The sequence below is a fragment of the Roseixanthobacter glucoisosaccharinicivorans genome, assembly GCF_043195095.2.
Lineage (GTDB): Bacteria > Pseudomonadota > Alphaproteobacteria > Rhizobiales > Xanthobacteraceae > NCEH01.
Window position 1 is genome coordinate 66,439 of sequence record NZ_JBAFWN020000004.1, and the last position, 11,858, is coordinate 78,296.

9 protein-coding genes are annotated in these 11,858 nt (G+C 59.5%); 7 read left to right on the forward strand and 2 right to left on the reverse strand.

Features of this window, described 5'->3' with window-relative positions:
* Positions 1–108: 108 nt before the first annotated feature.
* The 5 genes from cyoB (at position 109) to V5F78_RS25350 (ending at position 6,206) form a co-directional block, all read left to right on the forward strand.
* A complete protein-coding gene (gene cyoB / locus V5F78_RS25330; protein ID WP_394072014.1) occupies positions 109–2,112 on the forward strand; it encodes a cytochrome o ubiquinol oxidase subunit I in 2,004 nt (667 codons plus the stop codon).
* 258 nt (positions 2,113–2,370) lie between these two features.
* The gene (locus V5F78_RS25335) at positions 2,371–3,126 is read left to right on the forward strand and encodes an acetoacetate decarboxylase (RefSeq protein ID WP_394072015.1); all 756 of its coding nucleotides are present in this window, start codon (positions 2,371–2,373) and stop codon (positions 3,124–3,126) included.
* A gap of 112 nt (positions 3,127–3,238) precedes the next feature.
* Complete coding sequence (locus V5F78_RS25340; RefSeq protein ID WP_394072016.1) at positions 3,239–4,024, forward strand: 3-hydroxybutyrate dehydrogenase; 786 nt, start codon at positions 3,239–3,241, stop codon at positions 4,022–4,024.
* 179 nt (positions 4,025–4,203) lie between these two features.
* Positions 4,204–4,914, forward strand: coding sequence for a TetR/AcrR family transcriptional regulator (locus V5F78_RS25345; protein WP_394072017.1), 711 nt, complete (start codon positions 4,204–4,206; stop codon positions 4,912–4,914).
* Between the two features lie 281 nt (positions 4,915–5,195).
* On the forward strand, positions 5,196–6,206 hold the full coding sequence (locus tag V5F78_RS25350) for a serine/threonine-protein kinase (protein ID WP_394072018.1): 1,011 nt from the start codon (positions 5,196–5,198) through the stop codon (positions 6,204–6,206).
* A gap of 148 nt (positions 6,207–6,354) precedes the next feature.
* Here V5F78_RS25350 and V5F78_RS25355 read toward each other — a convergent pair whose 3' ends face one another.
* Positions 6,355–8,157, reverse strand: coding sequence for a glycoside hydrolase family 15 protein (locus V5F78_RS25355; protein WP_394072019.1), 1,803 nt, complete (start codon positions 8,155–8,157; stop codon positions 6,355–6,357).
* 41 nt (positions 8,158–8,198) lie between these two features.
* The gene (locus V5F78_RS25360) at positions 8,199–8,837 is read right to left on the reverse strand and encodes a TetR/AcrR family transcriptional regulator C-terminal domain-containing protein (protein ID WP_394072020.1); all 639 of its coding nucleotides are present in this window, start codon (positions 8,835–8,837) and stop codon (positions 8,199–8,201) included.
* A 162-nt stretch (positions 8,838–8,999) separates the two neighbouring features.
* Here V5F78_RS25360 and V5F78_RS25365 point away from each other — a divergent pair, with 162 nt between their 5' ends.
* On the forward strand, positions 9,000–10,193 hold the full coding sequence (locus V5F78_RS25365; protein WP_394072061.1) for an HlyD family secretion protein: 1,194 nt from the start codon (positions 9,000–9,002) through the stop codon (positions 10,191–10,193).
* 51 nt (positions 10,194–10,244) lie between these two features.
* Positions 10,245–11,816, forward strand: a complete 1,572-nt coding sequence (locus V5F78_RS25370) for a DHA2 family efflux MFS transporter permease subunit (protein WP_394072021.1) — start codon at positions 10,245–10,247, stop codon at positions 11,814–11,816.
* Positions 11,817–11,858 lie beyond the last annotated feature (42 nt).

The window sequence follows — 11,858 nt, forward strand, 5'->3', positions numbered from 1 at the left end:
CGTCAAGCCAACCGTTCCGGACCGCCACCTTCGCGCAAGGCCCTCGCCGTCCGGGATCAGCCTCGCCCGGCCAGTTTTCGGCGAGAAACACACCAGAGAAATATCGCTATGTTCTCAAAATCCGACGTCCTTACTTTCATTTTCGGCCGCTTGACCATCGATGCATTTCCCTGGAACGAGCCGATCGTCGTGGTCACCTTCATCGTGGTTGCACTGGGTGGTCTCGCCCTGCTCGCGGCCATCACATATTTCCGGCTCTGGGGCTATTTGTGGCGCGAATGGTTCACGAGCGTCGACCACAAGCGCATCGGCGTGATGTACATGGTGCTTGGAATCGTCATGCTGCTGCGGGGCTTTTCCGACGCCATCATGATGCGGCTGCAGCAGGTCTGGGCATTCAACGGGTCCGAGGGCTACCTGCCGGCCCACCACTATGATCAGGTCTTCACCGCCCACGGCGTCATCATGATCTTCTTCGTGGCGATGCCGCTGGTCACCGGACTGATGAACTACGTCATGCCCCTGCAGATCGGCGCGCGGGACGTCTCCTTCCCCTTCCTCAACAATTTCAGCTTCTGGATGACGGGCGCGGGCGCGGTCACCATCATGCTCTCGATGTTCCTGGGTGAATTCGCCCGTACCGGCTGGCTTGCCTATCCGCCGCTTTCGGAGACCGCCTACAGTCCCGGCGTGGGCGTCGATTATTATATCTGGGGGCTGCAGATAGCCGGCGTCGGCACCACGCTATCCGGCATCAATCTCATCTGCACCATCCTGAAGATGCGTGCGCCGGGAATGACGATGATGCGGATGCCGATCTTCACCTGGACGACGCTCTGCACCAACGTGCTGATCGTAGCATCATTCCCCATCCTTACAGCGGTGCTCGCCCTGCTCTCGCTTGATCGCTACGTCGGCACCAACTTCTTCACGAACGACCTCGGAGGCAATCCGATGATGTACGTGAATCTCATCTGGATTTGGGGCCATCCGGAAGTTTATATTCTCATTCTGCCGGCCTTCGGCATCTTCTCGGAGGTGACCGCGGCTTTCTGCGGTAAGCGCTTGTTCGGCTACACCTCGATGGTGTACGCGACGGTAGTCATCACCATTCTGTCGTACCTCGTGTGGCTGCACCATTTCTTCACGATGGGATCGGGTGCAAGCGTCAATTCCTTTTTCGGCATCACGACGATGATCATCTCGATCCCGACGGGTGCGAAGATGTTCAACTGGCTGTTCACGATGTACCGGGGACGCATTCGCTTCGAGTTGCCGATGATGTGGACGCTCGCCTTCATGCTGACTTTCGTCATCGGCGGAATGACAGGGGTGATGCTGGCTGTACCGCCGGCCGACTTTGTGCTGCACAACAGCCTTTTCCTCGTCGCCCATTTCCACAACGTCATCATCGGCGGCGTGCTGTTCGGCCTGTTCGCCGGCATCAGCTATTGGTTTCCGAAAGCCTTCGGCTTCAGGCTTGATCCCTTCTGGGGCAAGCTTTCGTTCTGGTTCTGGGTCGTGGGCTTCTACCTCGCCTTCATGCCGCTCTACGTGCTTGGGCTCATGGGCGTGACACGTCGGCTGCGCGTCTTCGATGATCCGTCGCTGCAGATCTGGTTTATCATCGCCGCCTTCGGCGCCTTTCTGATCGCGCTTGGCATCCTCTCGTTCCTCGTGCAGATCGCCGTCAGCGTCTTCAACCGTGAGAAGCTACGGGACATGACAGGAGATCCTTGGAACGCCCGCACGATGGAATGGGCGACATCCTCTCCACCCCCGGCCTATAACTTCGCCTTCACGCCGATGGTCTATGACATCGACGCGTGGTGGGGCATGAAAATGCGTGGCTACACCCGCCCCATGCAGGACTTCAGGCCGATTCACATGCCGAAGAACACGGGGACGGGCGTCATTCTCGCCGCGCTGGCGACGGCCTTCGGCTTCGGCATGATCTGGTACATTTGGTGGCTTGCGGCCTTGAGCTTCGTGGCCATCATCATCGTCACGATCGCTCATACCTTCGACTACAATCGTATGTTTCATATTCCCGCCGACGTCGTTGCTGCGACAGAGGATGAGCGTTCCAAGCTCCTGGCAGGAGAGGCTTAGGGCAGGCGGCGGCGCGGCGCGGCGGACGCACAATTAGCCGTCTGCTGCGAGGCAACGCGGCCTGCCTCGTCTACAGCGAGCTTCGAGAGCAGTCTCATCGCGCGGTGAGATGGCCGATAGCATGCCGGAAACCCGGTTGGCCTTGACAGATACGGTAACTTACCGTACCTCACCGAACATGTTGATGTGTTGCGTCGCGTTCAATCGGGGCCGCCGCGCTCGCGGCCGCGCAAGCATCGTTTACTGAAGGAGATGTCTGTGAAGATCGAGGACGTACGCAAGAGTGCTTTTGCGATGCCGCTAACGAGCCCGGCCTTTCCGCGGCCGCCATACAGGTTCTACAATCGCGAATACATCATCATCAAATATCGGACTGATCGAGAAGCCCTTGAGGCGGTTGTTCCCGAACCGCTCGAGATCCCCGACCCTGTCGTGAACTTCGAGTTCATCCGCATGCCGGATTCGACCGGCTTTGGCGATTACACCGAATGCGGCCAAGTGATCCCCGTGCGCTATCGGGGCCGCGACGGCGGCTACGTGCATTCCATGTATCTCAACGATGAATCGCCGATCGCCGGCGGGCGAGAAATCTGGGGGTTCCCCAAGAAGCTCGCGGACCCGAAAATTACGCATGAGTCCGACGTGATCGTCGGCACGTTGAACTATGGCTCCGTCGCCTGCGCCGTCGGCTCGATGGGTTACAAGCATAAGATCATCGATCCGGCGCCGCTGCTTGAATCGCTTCGGCAGCCCAACTTCATGCTCAAGATCATACCGCACGTGGACGGCAGCCCACGTATTTGCGAGCTCGTCGAATACTACCTCGAAAATGTCGAGCTTCTCGGCGCGTGGAGCGCGCCTGCGGCGCTCGCCCTCCATTCGCATGTCGCCGCTGATGTCGCGCGCCTTCCGGTCCGCGAAATCGTTGCTGCAACGCACTTCATCGCCAACCTCGACCTCGGCTTGGGGAAGGTCGCATTCGACTACCTCGCGCAGGACGCTGGAGCCAGGTGAGAACAACGCTTGGCAGAGTTCCATGGCTGGCCGCGCACCGACCTTTTCTGCGATGTGCCGCCCAACTCGTTCCAGCGAAGAGAACCTTATCGTGAAATGTCAGGAGAAGAGTATGTCTCTAAAGAACAAGACCGCCGTTGTCACAGGATCGACCAGCGGCATCGGACTTGCGATCGCAACCGGCCTGGCGCGCGAGGGCGCCAATATCGTGATCAACGGCATGGGCCCTGCGGAACAGATCGAGGCCGAACGGTCCAAGATCGTGGCGGATTTCGGTGTGAAGGCGCTCTACTCCGCCGCGGACATGTCCAAGCCCGACCAGATCGCAGGACTGATCAAGACCGCAGAAACCGCCTTCGGTTCAGTCGACATTCTCGTGAACAACGCAGGCATCCAATTCGTCTCGCCGATCGAGGAGTTTCCGCCTGAAAAATGGGATGCGATCCTTGCGATCAACCTGTCCTCCGCGTTTCACACGATCCGCAGCGCCGTGCCGGGCATGAAGCGCCGCGGTTGGGGTCGCATCATCAATACCGCGTCCGCTCATTCGCTGGTCGCCTCCCCTTTCAAGTCGGCCTACGTCTCCGCCAAGCACGGCCTTGCGGGTCTCACAAAAACCGTCGCGCTCGAGTTGGCCAAAGACAAGATCACCTGCAACTGCATCAGCCCTGGCTATGTTTGGACGCCGCTCGTCGAGCATCAGATTCCTGAGACGATGGAAGCGCGGCACCTCTCGAAGGAGCAGGTCATCCACGATGTCCTTCTCGCAGCCCAGCCGACGAAGGAATTCGTCACCGTCGAGCAGATCGCCTCGCTGGCCGTCTATCTTTGTTCGGACGCGGCCGCCCAGATCACCGGAGCGAATTTGTCGATCGACGGCGGCTGGACCGCGGAATAGACCGGAAAGCCCTCGATGAGACGTGGCGCGCGCGCCACGTCGTGGACTACGGGCCGCATTCCAAGGCCGGTAACGCGCCAGCGTTGAAGAACCGGGCCGGGGATTTCAGGCCGGCCGCTTTCATCTTTCGCGAGATAAGGTATTGTACCGTCTCAGGAATAGGAAAGCGAAGAGCGTCAGTGGATAGACCAGTTGCAAATGGGCATGAGCGGCGGGCTGCGCTGCGCAAGGACGAGATCCTTGCCGGCGCCGCCGAGGTTTTCTTTGAGCGCGGCTTCTCGCGGACGTCCATCGACGATGTAATCGATCGGGTAGGAGGATCGAAGCGGACGCTTTACAGGCATTTTGCGAACAAGGAGGAGCTCTTCGTCGCGGTCATCAGGACCGTCTCAGAGCGGGCTATTCCAACGATCGATCTGAGCCACGGCGAGGATCTGGAGAAGGCCCTTGTGGCATTCGGTGTCCGCTATCTCGAAACCCTGCTCTCGCATGCAGGCCTGGCCGTGTTTCGCGCCGTGCTGGCGGAGGCTTCTCACATTCCAGAGCTGGGAAAGGCGTTCCTAGAGGCTGCACCGGGACGAGTGACCCACGCCCTGGCGGAATTCTTCAAGCAGTACAACCGCGCGAACGAGATCAAAATCGCAAAGCCCGAGGTCACCGCTGCTGAATTCCTAGCTCTGGTGCGTGGAGATTTGCATCTTATCGCCATGCTCCGTTCGGAGGCGCCTTCCGCGAAGGAAGTTCGCGTCTCCGTCGAGAACGCAGTGGCGACATTTCTCCATGGCGCTTTCGATATGGCGAGCGTGTCAAAAGGGACCCTACCGAGTGGGGGGTCCAGCGCGAAAACAGGCAAATCTAAAGGTTCCGCTAGAGCCGGGCGCAAGCAATAGGGCGTTGGCTCTGGGCCGCATTGCCAGTCGGCGATGACGAATGTCTTGAACTGTGCTTCCCCGGCGCGACGGCATCAAGGCAGCAACTCCTCTTTTCAATTCTGAGCTCATTCCCCTCGGCGTCCACGAGGTAAGTCCGCACGGTCATAAGGGCCAGCTTTGGCTGGCCAGCGCGATGCGTCGCTATCGTAGGATAGCGCGCTAGTGCGTTGACGAACGTCGCAATAGTGGTACGATACATTACCGTACCATATAGCCATTGAACGATTGTGACGCTGCCAGTGACCCTCACTTTTGGACCCCCGCCCATCGGCGATATCATTCCTGACAAATACAAGGTCGTGCGCGATCTCGGTTTCGGCAGGACCGGACGCGTCTTTCACGTCAAAAACCGCCGCACAGGCGAGGACGTGGCCGTCAAGCTGACGCATGCGCTGGACGGAGGCCATTCGCCGCGTAAGGAATCGACCCTTCAAACGATGTGCAGCCACAACAACGTCGTCAAAATTTACGACGCCTATGAGCGTGGCGGCGCCTTCATTATCGAAATGGAGTACATGGCTCAGGGGTCGCTAAGCGACGCGCTTGCGAAGAAGTTCGTTCCCGTCCCTGACTCGATTGCCTACATCCGGCAGGCCCTATCGGGGCTGAACTGGGTTCATCGAAACGGTATACTTCATCGCGATATGACAGCTGAGAACATTATGCTCTCCGGCGAGATCGCGAAGCTGTCGGACTTCGGAGCCGCACAAGAGAGTGCGTCGAGGGACATCGTGTCGGACTTCCTGTATGAGCCCTATCTGGCGCCCGAAACGCACGATAGCGGCGTTTTCTCGACCGCAAGCGACGTTTTCGGCGTCGGCATAACCCTTCTGCGCGCCGTCAACAACCTCTATAGTTTTCATACAAAGCTGACTGAAGCGCGTCAGCGCCTGCAACCCGACACCAATATCGCTGACTTGATCGGCTTTGGACAGTTCGTCCCTCCCAGGCTGCGCCGGATTATCCGCAAGGCCGTCAGCTTCGATGCGTCAGAGCGGTACATGTCAGCGGCCGACTTCAAGGAAGATCTCGACCGGCTGAAGCCGGTGCGCTGGTGGAGGCGTGTCAGCGAAGCGGCTTGGGCCTGCAATTACCACGGCCTGGAGGAAGTCATTCGCCTCTATCCCGGGACTTATCCCTGCACCCTGCATTCCGTTGGCGGCCGCCAGCGGGCGAGAAGACATCACAAGGACATGGCAGAAGCAAAAGATCATTTGCTTGCCATCGTTGCCAATACGACCCTGCAGTGACTGGACCGATCAACGCCGCGCCTTGGCCACGAGCGGGAAGCACGTGGCGCGTGATACCCCACGACGTTATCAGCCGGACGTAGCGCTTGATTGCTGCAGGGATGCCAGGGCTCGGCCCTCATCCATCCCCGCTCGCGCCTCATCGCCCTCATAGAGTTGGGTCGCGACCATTCAATGGCTCGCGCCGCTTGGCGCGCGCGAGCGCAAAACCAGAATTCACCAACGCGACGTGGCTCAGGGCTTGCGGAAAGTTGCCGAGGAAGCGTTTTTCGTGCGGATCGTATTCTTCTGCCAGAAGACCGACGTCGTTGGCCAGACCAACCAGCCGATCAAAAATCTTTTCGGCGTCCTTCAAACGATCCTGAAGAACGTAATTCTCCACCAACCAGAAGCTACAGGCCAGAAAAGCGCCCTCCCCGGGAGGAAGACCATCAATGTCCGTCTCGGTTTCGTACCGGATGATCAGGCCGTCACGGAGAAGCCGTCGCTCGACCTCTTCAATGGTCCGGAGGACGCGTTCATCAGATGCCGGCAGAAAGCCGACTGGTGCCAAAAGGAGCAATCCAGCATCCATGTGTCCCGAGCCATAGGCCTGCGTGAAGCATCCACGCTCTGGATCGATGCCCCGCGAGCATATGTCTGCATGGATCTCGTCGGCAATCCTGCGATAGTGTGAGCGATCTTGTTCATCGGGAGTCAGGCCCTCGTGAGCTGCCGCGCGATCGAACGCGACCCAGGCCATCACCTTTGACAGCGTGAAGTGCTGCGGCTCGCCTCGGACTTCCCACATCCCGCTGTCCGGCTCCTTCCATACCTGCTGCAAGTGCTCGAGGATGATGTGCCGAAGCTTGGGACTGCGGTCGACAGGCGTGAGTCCGCTCCTTGCCGCCAGGGTCAGCGCGTCAAACAATTCGCCATAAATATCGAGCTGATATTGTGTCGCGGCCGCATTGCCAACGCGCACCGGCGCAGAGTTTTCATATCCCGGTAGCCATGGAATCTCCGCTTCCTGGAGCTTTCGTTCGCCGGCGACACCATACATGATCTGCAATTCCTGCGGACTACCGGCTACGGCGCGAAGCAGCCAGTCTCGGAAAGAGTGCGCTTCATCGTAGTGCCCGGCCCTCAGAAACGCGAGCAGTGTGAAGGCTGCGTCTCTGATCCAGCAATATCTGTAATCCCAGTTACGGGTGCTACCGAGCATTTCGGGGAGCGATGTCGTGGCGGCTGCGACAATACCTCCGGACGGTCCGTAGCTCAGGCCTTTCAGCGTTATCAACGAACGTTTGACGGCATCCGTCCAACGATCGGCGGCCGCACAGCGGTCCGACCATTCCGTCCAGAATTCCGTGGTTGTGCGCAGCTCAGCGTCGGCACCGATAGCGCCGGGCGGCTCCGAATAGGACTGCCCGTAGCTCAGCACGAACGAGGCCTCATCTCCTTTTGCAAGGGTGAATGTGCCTGAGGCGAGCTGGTCGTGAGCCTCCAGTGGGACGCTCGATCGCAGCACCAGCATATCCGGGCCGGAAATGAACCATACCGTGTTGTCGTCGGGTTTCTCAGCCCAAGGCACGACCTCGCCGTAGCCAAATCGCACCATGACGGAGCAACCCATCTTCACGCGGCCCGCGAGGCCTCGCACAATCCGAACAACATGGCTGCCGCGGTGGCCGATGGGCATGAAATCGACGAGTTCAACGCGGCCTTGCTTGGTTCGAAATTCGGTCGCGACGACCAAGCTTCCGTCGAGGTAGCGCCGGCTCACTCGCTGCGTCTGCGCTGTCGGTGCGATCTGCCAGAAGCCGTGGTCCTGCGTACCAATCAAGGACGAGAAACATGACGGTGAGTCAAACCGCGGAAGGCATAGCCAATCGATCGATCCGCTGGTGCTGACGAGCGCCGCCGTTCGGCAATCGCCGATCATCGCGTAGTCTTCAATTCGATGTGTCACGCAGGGCCATACTTTCAATGGGGAATGATGGGCGAAGCTGTTTAGGCGTGGCCGCGCGAGCGAACCGTCACACCATTGAGAAAGATGTCGACCGCGGATGTGACCGCAGCCTCGATCTCCCTGGCGGTAGGAGGCGGGCTTATTCCCAGCACCACGCGAAGGTAAAGGTTGTCCCGTAACATCCCTGCGAAGTGGTCGGCCGCGGCGGCGCAGTCTTCGATTTCGACCTCGCCCTCGCGCTTTGCTTTTTCCAGCATCTCGCACAGATGGAAGGATGCTCTCGCGGGCCCTTTGTCGTAGAAGGCCTGGGCGAGCTTGGGAAAGCGCAGCCCTTCCGACACGATCGTGCGGTAAACTCCCAGCAATGCGGGCGACAAGTAGATCCGCATGAGACGGCGCCCGAAGTCGAGAAGGGTTTCGCGCAAATCGCGATGCTCGACTGCCGCCAGCGACAGACCGGCTAGGATCGCATTGGCATTTTCCTCGACGAGGGCCGTAAAGAGCCCTTCCTTGCTGCCGAACTCGTTGTAGATATTGCGCTTCGAGCCGCCCAGACGCTCGATGATCGAGTCGATGCTCGTGGCGGCATAGCCCTGCTCGAAGAACACCGCGCCTGCGGCTTCAAGAATCGCTGCCCGGCGATCGGCCGCAGCGGCCCTCCTGGTTGAGACGGTGACCATTTTTCTCCTCGCAATTCACTCAGGCCCTTGACTGGTACGGTAAGTTACCATACCTGTCAACGTCAGATGGTAACAGATCGTACCGTCCCGCGGGGATCGCCTCCCGATTTCGGCGATCCGCGGGCTGCGAGGAGGCTAATGATGAACGAGCACGTTGATCCCATGGACCTTAAGGTCAGCAGACGGCTGGAGGACCGGCCCGCTGACCGGCCGGATGGATCGAAGAGCACGCCGACCGTCGTCAGCGAAGCCCCTGCGGAACCCAACTCAGACACAGCGAAGGCGCCGGCCGACAAACCCAAGAAGTCGCGGGTGAAGCGCCTCGTCCTCGGAATCGCGGTCGTGGGACTGCTCGCGGGCGGTGCTTGGTACGGGTGGGACTACTGGACCGTTGGTCGCTTCGAAGTGTCGACCGATGACGCTTATGTGAAAGCGGATTCGACCATCGTCGCCCCCAAGGTCTCTGGCTATCTCCGTGAGGTTCTGGTCGCTGACAACCAGCCGGTGACCGCCGGCGCGGTCCTCGCGAAAATCGACGATCGTGATTACATTGTCGCTCTTCATCAAGCCGACTCGAATGTCGCCGCGGCGGCGGCGGTCGTGGACACAGCCAAGGCTACACTCGAACAGCAGGCGGCCGTCGTCGACCAGGCGCGCGCCGCAGTCACTCTCGATCAGGCCAACCTGACGTTCGCCGAGCAGGAGAATGATCGCTACGCCACCTTGGCGAAGAGTGGTTCCGGATCGGTTCAGAATGCCCAGCAGGCTGTATCGAAGCTCAGCATCGCCCGGGCCACCCTGGAGCGCGATGCAGCCGCTCTCGCAGCAGCACAGAAGCAAATCGCAACGTTAAAGGCGCAGATCGCCAAAGCGGAAGCGGATCTGACCCATGCAGAGTCGCTCCGCGAGCAGGCTAACCTCAATCTCAGCTACAGCGAGATCGTGGCCCCGATCGACGGGATCGTGGGCAATCGGACGCTGCGGGTTGGTCAGTTCGTGCAGGCCGGCACGGCTCTGATGAGCGTCGTGCCCCTCTCATCTGTCTATATCGTCGCCAACTACAAAGAAACGCAGCTCACCGATGTCCGGCCCGGGCAACCCGTCGAGATCGAGGTCGACAGCTTCCCCGGCCACACTTTGAGGGGAACAGTCGATAGCATCGCGCCAGCGAGCGGACAGGAGTTCGCGCTGCTGCCCCCCGATAACGCCACGGGCAACTTCACCAAGATCGTGCAGCGCGTTCCCGTCCGGATCAACGTCGCGGCGGACAATGCTTTGGCAGGACTGATGCGCCCTGGCATGTCGGTCACCCCGACAATCGAAACGAAGGAGGCCGCCCAGCGCCCCAGCCAGTGACGCGCGTCCGATCGACCGCGTCATTTCTCCCGCTTCCGAAAGAACAGCATCATGTCCGCCCCCGCACCTTCGAGTTCCGAGCATCACGCTTCGCTTAGAGATTGGATCATGGTTTCCGCCGGTCTGATCGGGGCGTTCATGGCGGTGCTGAACATCCAGATCACCAATGCGTCGCTGCTCAATATCGAAGGTGGCATCGGGACGGGTGTCGATAATGGCGCGTGGATTTCGACGGCCTATCTCATCGGCGAGATCATTGTCATTCCGCTTTGTGACTATCTGAGCCGCGTCTTCTCGTTTCGACTCTTCCTGATCGTCAATTCGATTCTTTTTATCATCTTTTCGGTTTGCTGCGCCTTCGCGCAAAACCTGCCTCAGATGATTGCATTGCGCGGCATCCAGGGCTTTTGCGGTGGCGTGCTGATTCCGATGGCATTCACCTTGATCCTGACTAGGCTGCCGAAGGCACAGCAGCCGATCGGCATGGCCATGTTTGCGATCACGGCAACGTTCGCCCCGGCGATCGGACCGACGATCGGAGGTTATCTAACCGAGAATTTCGGGTGGGAGTATATCTTCTTCATCAATGTCATTCCCGGCGCAATTATGGTCGTCGCTCTGATGATGACGCTGGAGCGCGAGCCCATGCGGCTTGGGTTGCTGAAAGAGGGTGACTGGCTCGGTATCGTCACGATGTCGATCGGGCTCGCAGCGCTGCAGACCGTGCTCGAGGAGGGCAACAAGGAGGACTGGTTCGGCTCACCGTTCATCGTGAAGCTCGCCATTGTTGCCGTTGTCTTTCTGGGCATCTTCATTGCGACAGAACTGATGGTGAAAAACCCGGCGGTGAATCTCCGCCTGCTCACCAAACGAAATTTCGGTTTCGGAACCCTAGCGAACGCGCTGTTGGGGTTCGGCCTTTACGGCTCGGTTTTCCTACTCCCGCAGTACCTCGGACAAGCGCAGGGCTATAATGCCGAACAGATTGGATCCGTCATGGCCTGGACCGGACTTCCGCAGTTGCTGGTCATTCCCTTCGTGCCGAAGCTGATGAAGAAGATCGACGCGCGGTTTCTCGTTGCCTTCGGTCTTTGCCTGTTCGGCTATAGCTGCATGATGAACATGTACATGTCGCCGGACACGGCAGGCGATCAGTTCTTCACCCCGAACGTAATCCGCGCCGTGGGCCAGTCCTTCGCGATGGCCCCGCTCACCGGAATCGCCATGGTCGGCATTGCACGGGCGGACTCGGCCGCGGCTTCTGGTCTGTTCAATATGCTTCGAAACCTCGGCGGCGCGTTTGGCGTGGCGCTGCTTGGCACGATCTTCACCAAGCGCGAACAGTTTCATTCGAACATGATCGGAATGTATGTGAATCCATTCCGGCCGGAGGTTCGCGACCGCCTCGCTCAAATGACCAACTACTTCATGGCGCACGGCGTTTCGGATCCTGCGACAGCGCAGCACCAAGCGGCCATCATGCTCGGAAAGATAATCAAGAAGCAGTCCGTCATCATGGGTTTCGCAGACACGTTCGCGATTCTCGGCGGCACGCTGTTCGTGGCGGCGGTCTGCGTGATGTTGGCGAAGAAGGGTGAAGCTTCGGGCGTGGTGGCCCATTGATCGCAGCGAAATGGCCAGGCGCGGTGGCCGCAGATAAATCGG

Excerpts from the sequence above, each read along its gene's own strand:
- cyoB (WP_394072014.1), top strand. The coding sequence starts at position 109 with ATGTTCTCAAAATCCGACGTCCTTACTTTCATTTTCGGCCGCTTGACC.
- V5F78_RS25340 (WP_394072016.1), top strand. The coding sequence starts at position 3,239 with ATGTCTCTAAAGAACAAGACCGCCGTTGTCACAGGATCGACCAGCGGC.
- V5F78_RS25360 (WP_394072020.1), bottom strand. The coding sequence starts at position 8,837 with ATGGTCACCGTCTCAACCAGGAGGGCCGCTGCGGCCGATCGCCGGGCA.
- V5F78_RS25365 (WP_394072061.1), top strand. The coding sequence starts at position 9,000 with ATGGACCTTAAGGTCAGCAGACGGCTGGAGGACCGGCCCGCTGACCGG.
- V5F78_RS25370 (WP_394072021.1), top strand. The coding sequence starts at position 10,245 with ATGTCCGCCCCCGCACCTTCGAGTTCCGAGCATCACGCTTCGCTTAGA.